The following is a 20,468-nucleotide window of genomic DNA, read 5'->3' on the forward strand; positions in this document are numbered from 1 at the left end:
CCCTTCCAGTGTGGAAGGGGCCGCCGGTCCTCGTCGTCGGTACGGTCGCCCGCGGTCGGGCCGGGCCTCAGCCCGCCAGCAGCTTCTTCACCGCGGCGGCGACCCGGCCGCCCTCGGCCTGCCCGGCCACCTTCGGGTTCACGATCTTCATGACGGCACCCATGGCCCGCGGCCCTTCGGCACCGGCCGCCTTCGCCTCCTCGACGGCCTGCGCGACGATCGCGTTCAGCTCGTCGTCGGACATCTGCTTCGGCAGGTAGGCGGCGAGTACCTCGCCCTCCGCCTTCTCCCGCTCGGCGCTCTCGGGGCGGCCGCCCTGGGCGAAGGCGTCCGCGGCCTCGCGGCGCTTCTTCGCCTCGCGGGTGATCACCTTCTGCACCTCGTCGTCGGAGAGCTCCCGCTTCTCCTTCCCCGCGACCTCTTCCTTGGTGATCGCGGCGAGCGTCAGCCGGAGCGTGGAGGAGCGGAGCTCGTCGCGCTCCTTGATCGCGGCGTTGAGGTCGTCCTGCAGCTTCGACTTGAGCGTGGTCATGGCAGTGATTGTCGCAGGTACGGGAGGAAGGGCGCCTGTTGATTTAGGTGGCCTGCCGGCTTGTCCACATGCGGTCGGCCTCCGCCACCGCTTCTGACACGATGGACGTATGCGCGCGCGATACGGAGTACCCCTGGGAATCACGGCGGTTGGCGCCGCCGGTCTGGTCTACGCGGCGGGCTTCGAGACCCGCTCGTTCCGCCTGCGACGGGTGACGATCCCCGTCCTGCCCTCCGGGATGCGCCCCCTGCGCGTGCTGCAGGTCTCCGACATCCACATGGTCGGCGGCCAGCGCAAGAAGCAGCGCTGGCTGCGCTCGCTGGCCGGTCTGCGCCCCGACTTCGTGATCAACACCGGCGACAACCTGTCCGACCCGGAGGGCGTCCCGGAGGTCCTGGACGCCCTGGGTCCCCTGATGGAGTTCCCGGGCGCCTACGTCTTCGGCTCCAACGACTACTACGGCCCCAAGCTGCGCAATCCCGCCCGGTACCTGATCGAGAAGGCCCAGGGCCGCCACGGCCTGAACGGCAACGCGCCGGCCGAGGGCGTCGTCCACAACCCGTGGGAGGACCTGCGCGACGGCTTCGACGCCGCCGGCTGGCAGAACCTCACGAACACGCGCGGCACGCTGAAGGTCGAGGGCGTGTCCGTCGAGCTGACGGGACTGGACGACCCGCACATCAAGCGGGACCGGTACGCGGAGGTGGCCGGCGGCCCCTCCGGCACGGCCGACTTCTCGATGGGCGTGGTCCACGCGCCGTACCTGCGCGTCCTGGACTCCTACACGGCGGACGGCTACCCCCTGCTCCTCGCCGGCCACACGCACGGCGGCCAGCTGTGCATCCCCTTCTACGGCGCCCTGGTCACCAACTGCGACTTGGACACGGAGCGCGTGAAGGGCCTGTCGACCCACACGGCCGAGGGCCGTACAGCCTACCTCCACGTATCGGCCGGCTGCGGCACCAACCGCTACACCCCGGTACGTTTCGCCTGCCCCCCGGAGGCGACACTGCTGACGCTGGTGGGGCGGGAGTAACGGGGCTCATATACGGGTGGGGTCGGGGGTAGCCCACATGGCCCACCCGCATAGCCCGTTATGTCCGGTCTGTCTAGCGTGAGGCCATGACAGCCCCGATACCCAGGGACATCCCGGACCTCCCCGCGGTCCCGGGCCCGCCCAGACTGCTGCCCTCCCCCGTCCCGGCCACGGCCGTCGTGACCCCCGTGCGCCGCCCGCTGGTCGCCGTCTTCCGCATCATCACGGCGCTGCTGGCGCTGACGGGCGTGACCATCGAACTGCTCGCGGCCGGGCCGGCCACCAGGACCCTGAGCCACTTCACCACCCAGAGCAGCATCCTGCTGGCCCTGGTCCTGCTCGCCTCCGCCCGCCGCGCCTGGTCCGCCCGCCGCCCCCTGTCGGGCGCTCTCACGGGCGCGGCTCTGCTCTACGTCGTCGCCGCCGGGCTCGTCCACCACCTGCTCCTGGCCAACGCGGCGAGCCCCTTCGCCGTGACGGACAGCGCAGGCCTCGGCTCCGGGGCCGGCTCCGGCTGGCACACGGTCGCGACCCACCTCCTGACCACGGCCGTCCCCGTCGCCGCGGCCCTGGACTGGCTCCTGCTCACCACCCCCGGCCGCCTGCACCTGCGCCAGGCCGCCGCGTGGCTCCTCTACCCACTGGCCTACCTGGCCTTCTCCCTGGCCCGCGGCGAGCTCCTCATCCCCGGCACCCAGGACCGCTACCTCTACCCCTTCCTCGACGTCGACCAGCACGGCTACAAGGGCGTCCTGGGCAACGCCCTCCTCCTCGGCCTGGCCCTCTACGCCCTGGGCGTCCTCCTCGTGGCCCTGGACCACATCCGCCCGAACCCGCTCCGCCGCCGCTGGTAAAACCGGATTTCGCCTCCGGCCGCCGGTGGGCTAAAGTAAACGACGTCGCCGCGACGAGCAGCGACAATCGGGGTGTGGCGCAGCTTGGTAGCGCGCTTCGTTCGGGACGAAGAGGTCGTGGGTTCAAATCCCGCCACCCCGACAGTGAAGTACCAGGTCAGGGGCCTGATCCGCATCGCGGGTCGGGCCCCTGAGTGGTTTGTGGGGCCATCTTGGGAGCTGCCCTGGGAGCCGTCTGGGAGCGAGTACGAGACGGCGGAGCCATCCAAAATCGCGCAGCAGATCGCTGACGTGGTTCGAGACGAAGGTGCCGCTTGGGCCCAGAACACTGTCGCCGAGTCGGCTACCGCCGTGCCCCTCTAGAGTGGCATGACCACGTTCGCCGGAGCGGTGCCCAACGAGCCCCGGAGAGCGGCCAGGTGGCCTCCGTGTCGGGTGCGCGGGTCGCCGGAGACGACGGAGCGTCAGCGTGACAAGGGGGGCCGGTGGCCAGGCGGAGTGGGCCTGAGAGCAATGGCGCGGTGCGCATGGCTTTACGCGCGGTGTTGGCCGGCGTCACGGGTAGCGTGATCGGTATTGCCGCGTACTCGATCAGTCAGACCGGCGGGCAGCGGCTGTCGATCATCGTGGGTTGCCTCATCGGAGTCGCCGTAGCCCTCGGTCTGGAGCTGTACCGCAGGTCCGCTCAGCTGACGGAGGTCCGCCTCGTCCTCCTCGGCAACGAGATGTCGTTCACCACCAAGACGGACATGCGTCAGGCCGCACAACGGATGTTCTTCCAAGCCGCCACCCGGGTCGCCACCCGCCCGCTGGAGGACGGCAGCGGGAACCTGCGCGAGGCCCTGACCTCTCTCAAGACGCTGTTCGACCTCTACCGCGAGCCGCTGGAGGGCCACACGACCCCTCCTCCCCCTGCCAAGGGGGACTCGGTGTACGAACTTGCCCTGGACATCCTCAACTTCGAACTCGCTCCCTTCCTGGCCAAGTGGCACCCCAGCCTGAAGGACTTCGAGGACCGCCACCCCGACCAGGACGAGTCCGAGTGGCCACAGAACGCCGTCTTCCGCGCGGAGCTCCGCCAACTGCAGGAGCGGCTGCGGCCGTACGTACTCGGGCTCGGGGAGATCGCCGGCATCCGTGATCCGGAGCGGCATCTGCGCCCTTCGGGCCGTTCCGCGCAGGCCCGCTCCACAGTGCCGCAACAGGACGGGTCGAGACCCGGCCCGCGGGAATGACACCACACGCTGCGACGTCGCCGGCCGGACGCGGTGTCGCATGATGGCGAAGTGACGATCTTCATCGTGCAGGCATCTCGCGAGTCGGCCCCGGAGGACCAAGCAATTCACGCACCCCCCCCCATCGCATTTTTCGGCCGTCGAGAGGGAGGAAACAGGCAGTCGACTGAGGTCCCTACGAGGAGGCAGAAATGATCACGCCCGACGCCTCCGAACCGGAATGGGACGTCTTCATCAGTTACAGCCGGTCCGACGCCGGCAAGGTCAGTGCGCTGGTGTCCACGCTCCAGGCACGCGGTCTGCGCGTCTTCGTCGACGACACCGCCGTGGACGACTTCGCGTCCATCACCGCCACCATCACGGAAGCGTTGGCCCACTCCCGGATACTGCTCGCCCTGTACTCGGCGGACTACCCTCAGCGGCGAGCGTGCCAGTGGGAGCTGACCTACGCGTACCTGACCGGGCAGCGCGAGGGTGATCCTCGCCGGCGGACACTCGTACTCAACCCCGAACCCGCATCCGACCATGTGCACCCGGTCGAACTGCGAGACGCCCGACACTGGCCCTGGCCCACCACCCCCGAGGCGCTCGACCGCCTCGCCGCACGCGTGGCCGACCACGTGGACACCGTCACCACGTTCATGGGAGACGCGGCGGACGCGCCCGTCGTTCCGTGGCTGCCCGCACCGGCCCGCACGGGCTCGTTCCGCTTCACCGGCCGCCTGCCCGAGCAGTGGCGCATCCACACGGCCCTCCATCGTCACCGTGCTCCGCTGGTCGCCCAGACCGGCGGAGGACGCGGCGCGCAGCTGCGCGGCATGCCCGGGCTGGGCAAGTCGCTGCTCGCCCAGGAATACGCCCTCCACTTCAGTTCGGCCTTTCCCGGCGGCGTCTTCTGGTTCGACCTGCACCCGTACGACGGGCAGCCCTCGGCGGCGATGCGGTCCTACACGGAACAGGTCTCCACAGTGCTGGCGGCCCTACGGGTGACTGCCTCGACGTCCTCGCTACCCGGCCTGCTCAGCCACCTCGCGGTCGCGCTGGGAGAGCGCGACCTGCCCTGTCTGTGGGTGGTCGACGGCCTCCCCGACGGACTCACCGCGGACCAGCTCAATCTCCTGCGCGGCCCGCACCTGCTCACGGCCACCCTGATCACGACACGGTCCCTCCGCTACACGGCTTTCGCCGAGTGCGTCGACATGGCCCCGTTGTCGGACGCCGACGGCTATCACCTCCTCACCTCCCGCCGCGTGCCCGAAGACGAGCTGGAACACGCTGCCGCTCTCGCGCTCGTTCGCGATGTCAGTGGGCATCCCGAAGCGTTGGATCTGCTCGCGGACCTCACAGCCACCAGTTCCTTCGTCGACCTACGCAATCGGCTGCACGCCCACGGCCCGGACGTGCTGGCGACCCGACGAATGGCGTCCGGTACCGGCGCGCCGGCGCGCCGTCCACTCGCGACGGCGTTGCTGCCACGACCACTGTCCGGCGCTGACCCGGCTGATGACGTCCTTCGGTTGCTTGCGCTCGCCTGCCCGGCGCCGCTGTCCCAAACAGCCCTGGAAAACGTCCTGGCCTCCATCGGCCCCTACGACCCGTGGGACGTGGGAGCCCTCGTCTCAGAGGCCGTGGAAGCTCTTCGCGGATCCGGCGCGCTACGCCACGAACCGCTGCGCGACCGGTCCTGGACCATCCATCCGCTGCTCGCCCGGGCCGTACAGCGCCATGACACGAACGTGGCCCGCCAGGAAGACCTCCGTCGTGTACTCCTGCACGCACTTGTTCCGAGCACCTCCGCCCGGGCCTCGGTTCCGGACCGGCCTGCGGCGACGAGTCCTCTCAAAGCCGAGCCCGCGTCCACTACCTCGTTCGACACCCGTCCCAGCCCGCTGGAACGAGCAGCGGCCTTCGACCTCCAGGTCGAGCTGGTCACCCGAGTCGGAGTCCAGCCGCTTCCCGGGGAGCACGGTTCCCTACGAGAAGCACTGGCCTCCCTCCACTCACTGTTCGCCACGACACGCGACCTGCTCCACCGAGTCGCGACCGAGACCGCCACCCCGCTGACCCTCCCCGCCATCGCCGCGCGGCTGACCAACACCCATCTGCGTCCCTTCCTCACCACATGGCACCCAGCGCTCCAGGAACACGAAGCGACTCGGCCGCCGGGCATCAGCCCCGTCGAGCATGAAAGGCACTGGAAACGCTCACCCGAAATGCGTGCGGACCTGGCCGAGCTGCGAGGACCGCTCGCATCCGTCGCTGATGAACTCGCAGCCCTGTGCGGCGTCGACCTCCTGACGCCTTCTTCACCGCCTGAGTGAGGCGCCGACGGAGAGCCACACGACCGCCCTGCGAGGCCGTTGGAACCGCGTCAAGAACCCCCTGGCCGTCGGGGGGTCTGCCAGTGCGGTACCGGACGTGACCGACCGTAGCCGCTGGTTCCTCGTGTTGGACGACCTCTAACTGCCCCGCTGCTACGGTCGCTTGTATCGCTCAAGAGCAGACACGGCGCCGGCAGGGCCTTGGCCGCGAAGGTCAGCTTCCTCCCCGCGGGCCCCCCGATGACGGGCAGGACGTCGCCGACGAAGACTGGATCACGCACGGTCTCGACCAGGCGTGGGTACCGCTCTCGAAGGACGGCCGGATCAAGAGCCGGGATCTGGAGATCCGTCCGGTTCTTGAGCGGGCAGCGGTGCTCTTCTACCTCGACAACCAGCAGTTGCGCGGTGTCGAGATGGTCGAACGGCTCGACGCCCGTCGCGACGCGATCCATCGTGCTGTAGCCAGGGGCGGCCCGGCGGCCTACGCGGTCCGGCGCGAGCGTATCGAGCGCACCTGGCCGCCCTGACCGGTGGCGGACGGTCAGGGCTGGACCATCCGCCGTCGTCGCCCCTACTTCGCTGACGGGTTCCCGGGAGAGCCAGTCGACGGAGAGGTTCTTCTGGATGTCCTTGACGAGGGCATGGGCGATCTTGGCGGCCAGCCGCGGCACTGGGGCGATCGCAGGAGCCAGCTGGACGGGACGCCCTCCCGGCTGGTGAACGAGGCGTTCACGGCCTGCGGGCATGGCCGTCCTCCTGGCTCGAGGCCTGTGGCCGCTTACCAGTTCCCGGCTCGGGAATGCCCGCCAGGTCCTCGACGTCGAAGAGCCTCGCGATGGGCACGTCGGTGCTGCTGTGGGCGATGATCGAGAAGGCGATACAGACGGCGATGAGCGTGTACGCCTGCTCCCCCTGCGGAATGCCGGCCTGTAGCACGAGAAGCCCGTAGACCACCGACGCGAAACCCTTGGGGCCGAACCACGCGGCCACCAGCTTCTCCCGTCGGTCGAACCGCGTGCCGGCGAGAGAGATCATCATCGATGCCGGGCGCACCAGCACGATCGCCAGGAGGACGGCCACGTAGCCGGTCCAGGACAGGTCGGCGAAGAGCTGGGGCGTCAGCAGGGCGCCGAAGACCAGCAGTGCGGCGAACTTGGCCAGCTCCGCGAGTGCCTCACCGAGCGGTTCGAAGGCCGTCTTCGCCTCGGGCGATACGATGGTGAGAACGGCGCCTGCCGAGAAGGCGGCCAGGTACGGGTTGGCGTGGGTCAGGTGGCACGCGGCGTACAGGATGATCCCGGTGGCCAGTGGCAGTAGTGGCTGCAGCTTGGGCTCCGCTCCCAACAGCCGGAACCTTACGAGCCCGTTGACCAGGAGCGGCAGCACCACACCGAAGGCGAGTCCCAGGCCGAGCTCCAGGGCGATCATCCCGTAGGACGCCTCCGCGTGGCCGCTGGTCGGTCCGGCGGCGGCGATGAGGACGAGAACCACCGGCAGGGCGAGCCCGTCGTTGATGCCGCTCTCCACGTTCAGCAACTGCCGCAGCTTGGGCGGTACTTCCTTGCGGCCCACGATCGCCGAGGCGAACACCGGGTCCGTGGGCGCCAGGACGGCGCCGACGAGGAAAGAGGTCGTCCAGTCCAACCCGACCAGGTAGTGGGTGATCAGCGCCATGCCGACGAAGGCGAGGGGCATGCCGAGGCCGAGGGCACGGGCCGGGTTCTGCCAGTTCTCCCTGAGCTTCGGGAAGGACACGTGCATGCCGTCGGTGAACAGCACCGCGAACAGCGCCAGATCGGCGGTGACCGCGACGATGTCGCTGTCCGGGGTGATGTGGATCAGCCCGAGGAACCCGTCACTGACGAGCGCGCCGCCGACGAGGAAGAGAAAGGACGTGGACAGCACGGTCCGGGCCGCGAGCCCGGAGAGCAGAACCGCGATGAGCAGAGCCGCGCCGAAAACCGCGACGAGTACCACGAAGACCAACCCCGATCGACGAAGACAGCTGTTCCCTGTCGCCGACCAGGCTTCCCGGCACTCCGCAACGGACTTTACACGTCCCTTACGCCTTCCTGACAGGTGCCTGACGGGCAGCGCCGCCCGCCGGAGGTTGCCGCGTTCCGGCAAGACGCCGTGCCGTGGGTGGTCCCCTTCCTCATTCCTCTCCGGTCCGCCGCGCCGGGCGGACAGCGTGCCGGGCTGCCGGGTTGGCGATGAGGTGGCGCGGGTCGACGGCGCGGTTGATCGCCGACTCGACGGCCGCGACCCGGTCGGCCAGCAGTCCGAGGGCGGCGACGGCTCGGGTGAGGGGGTCGTTCTCGGGCCCGCCGAGGGTCTGGGTGCGGACGTGCGCCGCCTTCAGCTCCGCCCAGCGGGCGGCTTGGCCGGCGGTCAGCGTGCCCCGTAGCTCGGCGAGCTTCAGAAGGTTGGCCTCGGCGCCGGTGATCAGGGTCTGGGCCTCGGCCGTGTAGTGGTCGTCGATCAGGGCGGACAGCTCGGCGTCGTTCATGACCGGCTGGATGCGCTGGGCGATCTTGCTCATGTTGCGGTAGGAGCCCTGGAGTCGGAAAGGCGGCTCGGTCCGGGTGGTGTCCGACTGGGCGGCCGAGGCGATGTACGCGGCGTTGACCGCGAGGACGGTCTCGCGGGCGGTGAGCAGGTGGCGCAGGACCGCGGTGATCCGGCTCAGTTCGGCGGGTGCGTACGGGTGGGCCAGGCGGTCGGCGTGCGCGGCCGGGTCGCCCCCGGCCAGCCGGAGCAGCAGTTCCAGGTCGGCGCGGTCGCGGCCGGCGAGCGGGGCGAGGACCGTGTTGGCGGTCAGGACGTTCTCGACGAAGCTGAGGGCGAAGGCGTCCTGCTTGCCGGTGAGGACCTCGCCGAGGTTCCACACGTCGGCGCGGTTGGCGAGCATGTCGGGGATCTGGAAGCGGCTGCCGGACTCGGTGTACGGGTTGCCCGCCATGCACACCGCGAAGCGCTTGCCGCGCAGGTCGTAGGTGCGGGGCTCGCCGTCCCGTACGCCCTCGACGCGGCGGGTGGCGTCGCACAGCGGGATGAACTTCTGCAGCAGCTCGGGCGAGGTGTGCTGGATGTCGTCGAGGTAGAGGAGGGTGTTGTTGCCCGCCTCCAGCGCGAAGTTGATCTTCTCGACCTCCTGCCGGGCGGTGGCGTTCGGGGCCTCGGCCGGGTCGAGTGAGGTCACCGTGTGGCCCAGTGCCGGACCGTTGACCTTCACCAACAGCAGGCCGAGCCGGTCGGCGACGTACTCCACGAGGGTCGTCTTGCCGTAGCCCGGCGGGGAGATGAGCAGCAGCAGGCCGCCGGTGTCGGTGCGCTTGGTGTCACCCGTGGTGCCGAGCTGCTTGGCGAGGCTGTCGCCGAGCAGGGGGAGGTAGACCTCGTCGATGAGCCTGCTGCGCACGAACGCGGACATCACGCGCGGCCGGTACTCGTCCAGGCGAAGGCGGCCGCGCTCGGCGGCGACCAGTGCCGCGCGGTGGCGCTGGTAGGCCCGGTGGGCGGGGACCTCACGGGCGCGGAACTCGCGTGCGCGGGCGATGAGCTCGTCGACGCGGATGGTCAGGGTCCGGTCGTGGACGCGCGGGTGGGTGCCGAGCAGGCCCTCGACGGTCTCGGTCAGGAGAGCGTCCGACTCGTAGCGGGGCAGGCCGGGGCACAGCTCTGCGGCCACGGCTTCGGCCAGGTCTCCGGGGGCGAGGTCGGTGCCGGTCGCGGTGGCGTACGACGTCAGCCACGCCTCGACGAGTTGTCTGCGGGCGGCCGGGTCGGTGAGGGCGGTGAGGTCGTCGTCGTAGGCGGAGCCGCCCACCGTGCGGCGGAACTTGTCGAGCAGGGTCCGGGTGCCCGCGCTGAGGACGAAGCCGTCGGGGCCGGTCGTCAGCTCCTCGAAGAGGTAGGCGGCCGCCGCTCGTGTGCCGGTCACCCCGGCGAGTTCGGCTTCCAGGTCGGTGATCGCGGGCGCGAGTCCGAAGGTGTCACGGGCCCGGGCCAGGGAGACGGCGCGGCGGGTCCAGGCGTCGCGTTCCTCGGCCGTCGTGCCGTGCGCCCAGAAGAGCTGGGCGGCGGCGCGGGCGGCCGGCTCGTGACGCAGAAGGCCCGCGCCCTCGTGCAGGCGCAGGAGGGCGGCGAGGATCAGGGCCGCGTCGTGGTCGTGGACACCGCGCTCGTAGCCCTCGTCGTAGGCCGCCTCCGCCGCCTGACGGACCAGGGCGGGCAGGTCCTCGGTCGCTGCGAGGGCGGCCGGGCCGTGCTCGTCGAGCAGGCGGGCGGCGAGGTGTTCGGCGCGGTAGGTCTCGGGCGACTCCGAGGACAGCGGGCGGTCCCAGTACGGGCGGGTCGCGGCGAAGTCGGGGTCGGTGACCGGGGCGCGGTAGTCCGTGCCCGTCAACGCGAAGGCCAGGTTCTCGCCCTGGGGGACGAGGGTGAGGTCCAGCGGCTGGGTGTTGACCGCGAAGCGGTGGCCGCCCAGGCGGACGGTGCGGCCGTCGTCGGCGTACAGGTCGGTGCGGTCGCGCAGTGCGCGCAGGGCCTGCTGCCGGGCGGACTTCAGGCGGCCGTCCAGCTCCTCCGCCCTGACCTGGTCGCCGAGTGAGCGCAGCTCGTCGGCGGTGCGGCGGACCTTGGCGGGCATCGGATCGGAGGTGAAGTACGTGGTGACGGCGTCGGCGTCGGCGAGCGCGGACGCCCGGCGGACGATCGTGGTCAGGACCCGGTCGGCCGACTCGGCCAGGCGCTCGGCCCTGCGGGCACGGGCGTCGGCGAGGGTCTGCTTGCGGGCGGAAAGCGCCTCGTGGATCTCGTCGCGCTTGTCCGCCAGCTCGGCGAGGAAGTCGTCGGACTCGGCGAACCGTGACTCCAGGTCCTCCACCCGCACGAGCAGGCGGGCCAGCTGCTCGTCGCACTCCTCAGGGGTGCCGGCCGCGGCGAGGGCGCCGGTGACCGCCTGGCCGAGCAGCGCGACCTCGGCGGTGAACTCGGCCCGGCCCTCGCGGTCCCGCAGGGCACGGCGGCGGCCGTCCAGCGTGGCTCGGGCGCGGTTGACGCCCCCGAGGACCTCGGCGATCCGCTCCAGGACGGACGTGCGGACGGTGGCGTCACCGATGTCCAGGCCGGAGACGACGTCGGTCACCGTGCGCAGGTTGTCGGCGTGCTCGTCGAGGCGGGCCGCGACGGGCTCCGCCTCGGCCACGGTGGTGATCGCCTCGGCGTCGGCGACGAGCTGCTCGATGTCGGCCCGGTGTCCGGCGAAGGCGTCCTCGTGTGCCAGGTGGGTGACGGCCCGCTGCCCGAAGGAGGCGAGGTCGCGTTCGACGTCGGCGGCAAGTTCGTCGATGCGGCCGGTGTCCGCGTACCGCATGTCCTTGAGGGTGAGCAGGTGCCCCTGGGCCTGTCGGAGTTCCGTGAGCCCGGACACCCACGCCGCGGCGCCGCGCGGGGCCTCGCCGCGCAGGCGCCGTACGACGGTGGTGACGCGTGCCGTGGCCCCGGTGAGCGCGTCGGCCGCCTGGCGGGTGAGGGTCTGGACCGTCTCGAACTCGGCCAGCACCTGCTCGGCCGTGTCCCTCACCTGCGTCAGCGGCTCGTGCAGGGCGCCGAGGTCCGCTTCGGCCAGCCAGTGGTGGGAGTCGGCGGCCCGTGCGCAGGCCGCCACGAGCGCCTCGTAGACCTCGCCGGTCGGGGTGGTCTCGGTGACCGCGCGCGTGACGGACAGGCAGTCGGAGATGCCGCGCACGAGGTCGGGGTTGCCGACGCGGGCGAGCGGGCCGGTACCGGCCGGCTGGGCGGCGGCGTGGGTGTCGGAGACGTACGGGGAGACCCACCGCTGCACGGGGTGCACACGCTGCGGCTCGGTGCCGGCCGCCCGCAGGGCGAGCAGGGCTCCGTCGTCGAACAGGGCCCAGCCGTGGCAGGACAGCGGGGCGGCGACCTCCTTGCGGATGACGTTGTAGGGCAGGAGCAGACTGCGGCCCGCGACGCGGGCGTGGAAGGCGAAGAGGACGTCCTCGCCGTTCGGGGAGCGGACCGCCCGCTCGAACTCCATGCCCTCGGTGTCGACGCCGTCGAACGTCCGGTGGGTACCGGTGGCCGGGCAGTAGCCGCCGGGGAAGACGATGCCCTGGTCCTCGGGCAGCCGGCGGCACCCCTGCCCGATGCCGTCGAGGCGGACGACGCTCCTGGTGAGGGTGTTGAACACCAGGTAGCGGTGGGCGTCCTCCTTGTACGGGAGGACGTCCACCAGGATCAGGTCGCCGACCCGCGCGTACGCGATGTGCGCGTCGGCGAGCGACTGCAGTGGCTCGGCGACCGGCTCGGCGTACACCCCCTCGTCCGTCTCGGTGTCGTCCTCGGTCTTGACGGTGAGCGTCCCGCCCAGCGTCTCGACGAACACCTCGCCCCCGATGGAGACGTGCGGGTGCCGGCCCAGGACGTGGTCTTCGCGGGTCGTCACCGTCCACGCGAAGTCGTGCGCGGGCGGCAGGACGTGGTCGCGGTCACCGCGGGCGTCCAGGAAGGACGCCCGGCCGTCGTCGGACAGTGCCCAACGCAGGACCCGCATGTCGTCCGCCTTCTCGCCGGTCCGGAAGACGGCGAGCACCTTGTCGTCGACGCGGCGGAGTTGGAGGAGCCGGGCCTGGTGGAAGTAGCGGTGGAGGGCGGCGAACTCGCGGACGAAGGCGGGGTCGTCGAGCAGGCCGGGCACGGCGTCGTCGGACAGCCTGTTCAGGGCGCGGTCGTGCAGCGCGAAGACGTCACCCACGGCGGTTTCGGCCCCGCGGCCGGGGACGGTGTCGTAGCCGAAGAGCAGGACGTCGCCGACGGACACGAGGTCGCGCGGCGCGCACGCCGACTCGGTGCGCAGATGTTCGGTGCCGGCCAGCTCCAGGCGCAGTGAGCCGAACTCCTCGACGCGGCGGGCGTTCAGCGCCTCGGCACGGCGGGCCAGCTCGGCCGCCTGCGCGGTGAGGCGGTCGCGCAGCACCTCGTACGTACCCGTGTCCAGGGCGGTGGTCATGAGGTCCCTCTCAGGAAGCAAGCAGGAAGACGGAAAGAGCGGTCGTGGGGGGGGGGCCCCCCCCCCCCCCACCCCCCCCCCCCCCCCCCTCCCCCCCCCCCCCCTCCCCCCCCCCCCCCCCCCCCCCCCCCCCCCCCCGCGGCCTGTCAGCCCTTGGCGCTGCCGTTCACGGCCGCCAGCCGGGTGTCGGCGAGGCCCAGCTCGCCGGCCTTGCTCAGCAGCTGCTCCAGAGCCACGGAGTCGGCGCCGCCCGTCTTCATGAGCTTCATCAGCAGGGTGGACACGGTCAGGTTTTGCACATCGGCCGTGGAGACCGAGCCGAGGACGCGGCCGAGGTCGTCGGTGAAGCTCGACGTTCCGTCCAGCCAGGGCTTCGCCAGCGCCTGAGCGGTCTCGGAGTGCTGGACGAAGCCGTCGACGCTCTTGCCGAGCGCGATGGAGGACATCAGGCGGTCGAAGAAGACCGACTCGCCGCCGACGATGTTGATGTCGGCGTTCTCCAGCCCGGTCGCGAGCACCGTCGCCTGCGCCTCGGCGACCTGGCGCTGCACGTCCAGGCCGGCCAGCCGGATGTCCTTCTCGGTCTCCAGCCGCAGCCGGTACTCCTCGTGGCCTCGGGACGCCTCGTCCAGCGCGGCCATCGCCGCGGCCTTCTCGGTGAGGCCGGCGGCCTCCGCCTTCAGCTTCTCGCCGACGGCCGCGGCCTCCGCGAGTGCCTTGGCCTTGCCGCCCTCGGCCTCCGCCCGCAGCCGGGCCTCGGTGGCCCCGGCCTCCGCGCGGCCGGCCTTCTCGATGACCTCGGCCTCCTTGTCGCGGACCTGCACGGCGGCCAGCCCCTCGGCCGCGCTCTCCGCCTGGATTCCCTCGGCGAGCCGCAGCTTGGCCTGGGCGTCGAGGTCGGCGCTCTTCAGCCGCGCCTCGGCGAGCGTGAGTTCCTCGGCGGCGCGGTGGGTGGCGGCCTGTTCGGCGGCCTCGGCGGCCTTGATGTCCTTGACCAGCTGCTCCTGCGCCTCGGCTTCGGCGGCGATGATCACGGTCTGCCGCTGCCGTTCCGCCTCCTCGACCGCGCGCAGCTTCTTGATGGACTCCTCCTGCTCGGCGACCGTACGGTCCACTGCCACCCGCTCACGGATGACGTCGGCGATCTCCCGCTTCTCCGCCTCGACCTCCTTCTCGGCGGCGATACGCGTGAGCTGCGTCTCGCGGTCCCGGGCGATGACCTCCAGGAGGCGGTCCTTCTCGATGCGCTCGTTCTCGATGGCGATGACCCGCTCGCGGTTCTTCTGCGCGACCGCGACCTCGCGGCCCTGGTTCTCGCGCTGGATGCCGAGCTGCTCCTCGGTCTTGAGGAAGGCGGACTGCGCCCGCAGCCGCTCCTCCTCCACCACCCGCGCCGTCTCGGCCTCCTCCCTCGCGCGGACGGTCTCGATCTCCCGCCGCTGCTTGGTCTCGGCGTCGACCTGCCGGCGCTCCAGCTCCAGGATCGCCTCCCTGGCGTCGACGTTCTGGCGGGTGATCTCCTTCTCCTCGGTGCGCTGGGCCTCGTTGGTGCGGACGTGCTCCACGGCCGTCAGCTCGGTGATCTTCCGGATGCCCTGCGCGTCGAGGACGTTGGCCGGGTCGAGCTGGGTCAGCGGCGTCTGCTCCAGGTAGTCGATCGCCGCGTCCTCCAGGTGGTACCCGCTGAGGTCGACGCCGATGACCTCGATGATCCGGTACCGCAGTTCCTCGCGCTTGGTGTAGAGGTCGGTGAAGTCCATCTGCTTGCCGACGGTCTTCAGCGCCTCGGAGAACTTCGCGTGGAACAGCTCCTGCAGCGTGTTGCGGTCACTGGCCCGTGCGGTGCCGACCGCCTGGGCGACCTTGACCACGTCCTCGACCGTCTTGTTCACCTTGACGAAGAACGAGATCCTGATGTCCGCGCGGATGTTGTCCCGGCAGATCAGGCCTTCCTTGCCGGCCCGAGTGATCTCGATGGTCTTCACCGAGATGTCCATCACCTCGGCCTTGTGCAGCACCGGCAGGACGACCTGCCCGGTGAAGGTCACGTCGACCTTGCGCATCTTGGAGACGATCAGGGCCTTGCCCTGCTCCACCTTGCGGAACAGCCGGGCGACGACGAACAGCACGGCGGCTGTGATCAGGATGCAAACGAGCACGCCGATGCCCAGGGTGCGGTAATCCATAGGAAGTCCTCGGAGTCTGCGAAGAGTTGACGCCTCCGCGAAGAGGCGGGGCGGCCCGTTGGGTGCGGGCGGACGCGTCCGGTGTGACGCGCGTCGGCTACGGCTCAGCCGTGGCGGTGGCGGTGGCGACTGCCGGGGTCGTACGGGGAACTGCTCCCCGTGCCCGGTCGTCGTCGCCCGGCGCGACCCGGCAGAAGCGCCGACGGTACGCCGCACCCGGCCACGGAGGGCTTGATACCGGGGAAGGCGAGGATCTGTACGGCGGCGACGTCAACCCGTGCCATGTCCCCACCCCCGAACCGGACCGCAGGGCCCCGATGCCGACGCCCGTTGCCGGGCCCTGGCATCGAGGCCACCCCCCTGTTTCTGCCACACCCATCCTGGCCCAGGCACGCCACGCGCCGCATTGCCGTAACACGGCAATCTTTACGTCCTGTTGATGCCGGACGGTGACGCGAGCGCAGCACCTTTGCTCGGAGGACGGTCCCGCTCGCCTCGGCCGACCGGATCGCCGCCGGCACCGCCCGGCGACCGGGCAAGTCCCCGGTCAGGGGCCTGATCCGCGGTACGGGTCAGGCCCCTGAATGGTTTCTGTCCCCGGCGCCAGGCTCCGGGGACTCGGTAGGACGGGTGGGGCCAGGTCGGGCGGGACGGGGCCGGGGTCGATGACTTCGTCGACGAGGCCGCGTTCCGCCGCGTAGTAGGGGTGCATCAGCTCGGAGCGGTACTCCTCGATCAGCAGGGCGCGGGTGGCCTCCAGGGTGGGCGAGGCGGCGATCTCGCGCCGAGGACGACGCTCGCCGCGCCTTCCGCGCCCATCACGGCGGAGGCGTCGCAGGAGGCGCGCTTGATGCCCGAGCAGGCGGCGCACACCCGCTTCAGGTCCGCGTGGAAGGCGTCGTCCAGGCGGAGCTGTGGGTGTGGGCCCGGCGCTGGTGCGCGGGGCGGGCGCAGCCCGGCCGCGGGGGCTATGGCGCAGCCATGTACGGCTCAGCCGCGCAGGAAGGCGAGGACCGCGAGGACCCGGCGGTGGGTCTCGTCCGCCTGCGGGAGGTCCAGCTTCGCGAGGATGTTGCCGATGTGCTTGCCCACCGCCGCCTCGGAGACGACGAGTTCTCGGGCGACCGCCGCGTTGGACTTGCCCTCCGCCACCAGGGCCAGGACCTCGCGCTCGCGGGCCGTGAGGCGCTCCAGCGGGTCGCGCCGGCGGCGCAGCAGCTGACGGACGACCTCCGGGTCGACGACCGTACCGCCCCCGGCGACCTCCAGGAGGGCCGACTGGAACTCCTCGACCTGACCGACCCGGTCCTTGAGCAGATAGCCGACGCCGGAGCCGTCCCCGGAGTCGAGGAGCTCGGACGCGTAACTGCGCTGGACGTACTGGCTCAGCACCAGGACCGGCAGCGAGGGCCGGGCCTCTCGCAGGCGTACGGCAGCGTGCAGACCCTCGTCCGTGAACCCTGGCGGCATCCGCACGTCGGTGACCACGATGTCGGGGGTGTGCTCGGCGACCGCCGTCATCAGCGCCTCCGCGTCACCGACCGCCGCGACCACCTCGTGGCCGAAGCGGCCGAGCAGGCCGATCAGTCCCTCCCGGAGCAGCACACTGTCCTCGGCCAGGACTACACGGAGTGCTCTGTCGGCTCGCAAGGGATCTCCACACGCAGTAGGGTCGGGCCGCCGGCCGGGCTGGACAGGGTCAGTCTCCCATCCAGCACGGACACCCGGTCGGCAAGTCCGGTGAGGCCGCCGCCCCGTTGGGCGTCCGCGCCACCGCACCCGTCGTCCCCCACCTCGAAGACGAGCCACCCGTCCGCGTACCGGCCGACCACCTCGGCACGCCGCGCCCCACTGTGCTTGGCGACGTTCGCCAACGCCTCGCAGACCACGAAGTACGCGGCGGCCTCGACCGCCTCGGGCAGCCGCCGCGGCAACTCCACCGAGACGTCCACCGGCACCGCCGACCGGTCGGCGGCGTCGGCGACGGCCGCGCCCACCCCGAAGTCGGCGAGGACCTTCGGATGGATGCCCTGGATCAGCTCCCGCAGCTCGGCCAGCGCCTTGCCGGCCTCGTCGTGGGCCTTGGCGAGCTGGTCGGCCAGCGGGCCGGGCGGGGCGTCGAGACGGGCCAGGCCGAGCGCCATGGTCAGGGCGACGATGCGCTGCTGGGCGCCGTCGTGCAGATCGCGCTCGATCCGTCGGCGCTCCGCCTCGAACGCGTCGACCAACCGGACGCGGGAGCGCACGAGTTCGGTGACCTTCTCCCCCAGGTCGGTCTCCACGGGCGCGATGAGGAGCCGGGTGAGTTCGGCGCGGGCCACCGCCACGGCGCCGATCACGTACCCGCTGAGGGCGAAGAGCAGCAGACCGGCGACGGCGACCGCGAACGCCTCGGGCCAGCTCGTCGCCGTCCACATCTTCAGCACGGGCGCCTCCTCGCCCTCCCCGACCGTCGCCATCAGGACCGGCGTCGCCACCAGCCCCACCGGCACGACGAGCGCCATGACGAAGACCAGCAGGTCGAGCGGCCACAGCACCGTCGCGAACGCCAGCGTGTAACCGAGCTCCCGCCAGGTCGCCTGTTCCCGGAACCGGGTACGCCCCCAGGCCAGCAGCCCCGGTTCGTCCGGCACCCGGTGCGGCGTGGGGGCCGGCCGCCGGTCGACGAGCCGCAGCCGCCGCCGCTCCACGGCCGCCACCGGCAGCCCGGAAAGGGCGAGCAGCGCGAGCAGCGGCAGGCCGATCAGCACGACGGCCAGCGCACTGCCGATCGCCGCCGCGAGCACGATCGCCAGCAGCACCACGATGCCGACGGGGGTGCTGCTGAGGAGGTAACCGGCGGCCCGCCAGGGCCAGCTGGAGAACAGGTAGCCGGAGCGGGACAGGGCCTGCCACACGTTGAGTGAGCGCATGGCCTCACGGTAGGAGGCGGTTCTCTGCCGGAGCCATCCCTCCAGACCGAGGGCCTGGGGTAGGGCCTGCCCTACCCCAGGACTCAGCTCAGTGGTCGTGATCCGCGCGGGCCCGCGCGGTTGTCTTGAGGCAGCGAAAGGAGGCCGGAGATGCCGGCCTGGCTGACCGACCACACCCTGATGTTCGGGATCTGGGGGATCCTGGCGGCGGTGCTGCTGCTGCCCGCCCTGGAGGCCGCGCTGCCACTGATCGGCGTGCTGCTGCCGGGGCAGACCGCCGTGGTGATGGGCGGCATGCTGGCGCACCACGGCCGGGTGGCGCTCGGCTGGATCGTGGTCACCGCGCTGCTCGGCGCGGTGCTCGGCAACGGCCTCGGCTACGCGGCCGGGCGGCGCTGGAACACCCGGCTCCTGGACCGCCTCCCGCGCCGGCTGCTGCGGCCCCACATCACCGCACGCGCCCTGTCCGCCATCCAACGGCACGGCGGCCGGGCGGTGTTCGTGGGGCGGTTCACCGCGGGGCTGCGCACCCTCGTACCGACCTTGTGCGGGGTCTCGGGAATGCCCGTGCGGTCCTATCTGACCTGGTCCTTCGTGAGCAGCGCGGTGTGGGCGCCGGCCTTCGTCCTCGTCGGCTACGGCATGGGTTTCAGCCCGGGACTGTGAACGCCCGGACGAACGAACGTGCAACCTCCAGCAGTTGACGCCGCCGGGCGTCCGCCGCGGGCTGAGCCCGCGCGGCACGGCGACGACGCGGGCCGGGCGCTCCCGAAAGGGAGTACCCGGCCCGTCGCGGTCCCAGTCGAAGCGGGTGGACGCCGCGCGGTAGGCCGCGCGCAGGTGGTCCATCAGCTCGTCGGGGATGCGGCCGCCGTCCCCGTAGTACGAGTTGTGGGCAGGTCCTCGTAGTACGAGTTGTGGGCTGGTCCTCGTCGGCGAAGATCTCCCGCAGCCCGGGAGTTTGTTTCCGGTGCACCCGCCGCGGTCGGGCGTCACTCCCGCCGCTCCCGCGGTGGGCCCGTACGATGGGCGCGTGGCCAGCAGCAGGCGATCGAGCAGCCGCCCGGCAGGGCGGCTCTTCGTGCTGCTGGTGATGGCCGTTCTGGCCGGAGTGCTGGGCATGCACGGCCTGGCACCCGACGTGACGCCGACGGCGCAGACGCGCACCGGCCACGGGATGGTGACGGCTTCGGCGGACAGCGCTCCGCACGCGGGCGGAGGATGCGCGCACCCGGAGGGCGGATCGAGTCACCTCGATCACGCCGACGCGATGTGCGCCGCCGCCGGCACCGGCTCCGCCTACTCGCCGCCGGCCCTGGCCGACGACGTACTGGACGCGCCCACCGCGTCTTCGCCCGCCGCGGCGGCCATGGGGTCGCCCCAGGACGGCCGGGCGCCCCCTGACCTTTCCGAGCTGCAACTTCTGCGGATATAGAGCGGCCCGCCCGGCACCCCCCCGAGAGCAGACCGGAGTCCTCCGGCGACGGGTGCCGTGCTTTCGCACGCCCACATCCGCTTGAACCGCGCGCCGCGAACAGCGCGCGTGAAGGAGTTGCACGACCATGACCCGCAAGCGCTCACTCGTCCGCCGCGGTGCCGCCGTTGCCGCCGCCGGGGCGGCGGCACTCGTCCTCGCCGCCTGTGGTGGCGACGGCGACGGCGACAGCCCGGCCGGACACGGCGACCACAACGCACCCGCTTCCGCGTCGGCTTCCGCGTCGGCGTCGGCGTCGCAGGGGCAGCACAACGCCGCCGACGTCGCCTTCGCGGAGGGGATGATCCCCCACCACCGCCAGGCCGTCGGGATGGCCGACCTCGCGCCCGACCGTGCGCGGTCGGCCGAGGTGAAGAAGCTCGCCGCGGACATCAAGAAGGCCCAGGGTCCGGAGATCAAGACGCTCTCCGGCTGGCTGACCTCCTGGGGCGAGGAAGTGCCCGCCGAGGGCGCCATGGACCACTCCACGCACGACATGGGCGGGATGATGACGGCCGAGGACATGACCGAGCTCGAGGACGCCTCGGGCAAGGCGTTCGACACCGCCTTCCTGGAGATGATGATCAAGCATCACGAGGGCGCGGTCGAGATGGCGAAGACCGAGCAGGCCGATGGCGGCTACGGCCCCGCCAAGAAGATGGCCGGAGAGATCATCACCTCGCAGAGCGCGGAGATCGAGCAGATGACTCGGTTGCTCGGCCAGGACTGACCGCATCACGCCGGGGCGGGGGGGGGGGGGGGCAGGGGAGAACATGGGCGCCGGGGGTGGCTCGGTGGGTTCCCGCGGCTCCCCGGCACCGCCCGGGCATCTCGGGGCCGACGGGCCATGCGCCACGGCGGTCTGAGGGGCGTGGCGGTCTGAGG

13 protein-coding genes, 1 tRNA gene and 2 pseudogenes are annotated in these 20,468 nt (G+C 71.6%); 9 read left to right on the forward strand and 7 right to left on the reverse strand.

Translation table 11 applies throughout. The features are described 5' to 3' along the window. Window positions 1–67 precede the first annotated feature (67 nt). Window positions 68–532 (reverse strand): GatB/YqeY domain-containing protein, encoded by a 465-nt coding sequence (locus tag ACFCZF_RS36210; protein WP_121748291.1) that lies wholly within the window; start codon window positions 530–532, stop codon window positions 68–70. 109 nt (window positions 533–641) lie between these two features. Here ACFCZF_RS36210 and ACFCZF_RS36215 point away from each other — a divergent pair, with 109 nt between their 5' ends. The 6 genes and pseudogenes from ACFCZF_RS36215 to ACFCZF_RS36240 all read left to right on the forward strand — a co-directional run bounded on the left by ACFCZF_RS36215 (window position 642) and on the right by ACFCZF_RS36240 (window position 6,505). Beyond that, on the forward strand, window positions 642–1,568 hold the full coding sequence (locus tag ACFCZF_RS36215; protein WP_375909620.1) for a metallophosphoesterase: 927 nt from the start codon (window positions 642–644) through the stop codon (window positions 1,566–1,568). Between the two features lie 86 nt (window positions 1,569–1,654). Next, window positions 1,655–2,456 (forward strand): annotated as a pseudogene (locus tag ACFCZF_RS36220) (Pr6Pr family membrane protein). Between the two features lie 34 nt (window positions 2,457–2,490). Beyond that, a tRNA-Pro gene (locus tag ACFCZF_RS36225) sits at window positions 2,491–2,564 on the forward strand. A 424-nt stretch (window positions 2,565–2,988) separates the two neighbouring features. Continuing rightward, window positions 2,989–3,657, forward strand: coding sequence for a hypothetical protein (locus ACFCZF_RS36230; RefSeq protein WP_376675253.1), 669 nt, complete (start codon window positions 2,989–2,991; stop codon window positions 3,655–3,657). A 191-nt stretch (window positions 3,658–3,848) separates the two neighbouring features. After that, window positions 3,849–5,978 carry a TIR domain-containing protein gene (locus ACFCZF_RS36235; protein WP_376675254.1) on the forward strand — a complete coding sequence of 710 codons (2,130 nt, stop codon included), beginning with the start codon at window positions 3,849–3,851 and terminating at the stop codon, window positions 5,976–5,978. 272 nt (window positions 5,979–6,250) lie between these two features. Next, the gene (locus ACFCZF_RS36240) at window positions 6,251–6,505 is read left to right on the forward strand and encodes a toxin-antitoxin system, toxin component, PIN family protein (RefSeq protein ID WP_376675268.1); all 255 of its coding nucleotides are present in this window, start codon (window positions 6,251–6,253) and stop codon (window positions 6,503–6,505) included. A gap of 202 nt (window positions 6,506–6,707) precedes the next feature. On the opposite strand, the gene ACFCZF_RS36245 is transcribed toward ACFCZF_RS36240, so the two are convergent. The 6 genes and pseudogenes from ACFCZF_RS36245 to ACFCZF_RS36270 form a co-directional block, all read right to left on the reverse strand. Then, window positions 6,708–7,955: a cation:proton antiporter gene (locus ACFCZF_RS36245; protein ID WP_376675255.1), complete on the reverse strand. Its 1,248-nt coding sequence runs from the start codon at window positions 7,953–7,955 to the stop codon at window positions 6,708–6,710. Window positions 7,956–8,133: 178 nt separating this feature from the next. Then, the gene (locus tag ACFCZF_RS36250; RefSeq protein ID WP_376675256.1) at window positions 8,134–13,011 is read right to left on the reverse strand and encodes a DNA repair ATPase; all 4,878 of its coding nucleotides are present in this window, start codon (window positions 13,009–13,011) and stop codon (window positions 8,134–8,136) included. A 146-nt stretch (window positions 13,012–13,157) separates the two neighbouring features. Next, on the reverse strand, window positions 13,158–15,197 hold the full coding sequence (locus ACFCZF_RS36255; RefSeq protein ID WP_375909542.1) for a flotillin family protein: 2,040 nt from the start codon (window positions 15,195–15,197) through the stop codon (window positions 13,158–13,160). Window positions 15,198–15,855: 658 nt separating this feature from the next. Then, window positions 15,856–16,022, reverse strand: a pseudogene (locus ACFCZF_RS36260) (carboxyl transferase domain-containing protein); the annotation flags it as partial. A gap of 165 nt (window positions 16,023–16,187) precedes the next feature. Beyond that, entirely contained in the window at window positions 16,188–16,847 is a 660-nt protein-coding gene (locus ACFCZF_RS36265) for a response regulator (protein WP_376675257.1), read from the reverse strand. Then, window positions 16,820–18,109, reverse strand: a complete 1,290-nt coding sequence (locus tag ACFCZF_RS36270; protein WP_376675258.1) for a sensor histidine kinase — start codon at window positions 18,107–18,109, stop codon at window positions 16,820–16,822. The genes ACFCZF_RS36265 and ACFCZF_RS36270 overlap by 28 nt, the downstream gene beginning before the upstream one ends. A gap of 150 nt (window positions 18,110–18,259) precedes the next feature. Between ACFCZF_RS36270 and ACFCZF_RS36275 the strand changes: the two genes are divergently transcribed. The 3 genes from ACFCZF_RS36275 to ACFCZF_RS36285 all read left to right on the forward strand — a co-directional run bounded on the left by ACFCZF_RS36275 (window position 18,260) and on the right by ACFCZF_RS36285 (window position 20,313). After that, window positions 18,260–18,775, forward strand: a complete 516-nt coding sequence (locus ACFCZF_RS36275; protein ID WP_376675259.1) for a DedA family protein — start codon at window positions 18,260–18,262, stop codon at window positions 18,773–18,775. Window positions 18,776–19,142: 367 nt separating this feature from the next. Next, entirely contained in the window at window positions 19,143–19,544 is a 402-nt protein-coding gene (locus ACFCZF_RS36280; RefSeq protein WP_376675260.1) for a DUF6153 family protein, read from the forward strand. 127 nt (window positions 19,545–19,671) lie between these two features. Further along, the gene (locus tag ACFCZF_RS36285; protein ID WP_376675261.1) at window positions 19,672–20,313 is read left to right on the forward strand and encodes a DUF305 domain-containing protein; all 642 of its coding nucleotides are present in this window, start codon (window positions 19,672–19,674) and stop codon (window positions 20,311–20,313) included. Window positions 20,314–20,468 lie beyond the last annotated feature (155 nt).

The organism is Streptomyces sp. NPDC056296 (assembly GCF_042268605.1).
In the GTDB taxonomy this organism is placed as follows: Bacteria; Actinomycetota; Actinomycetes; order Streptomycetales; family Streptomycetaceae; genus Streptomyces.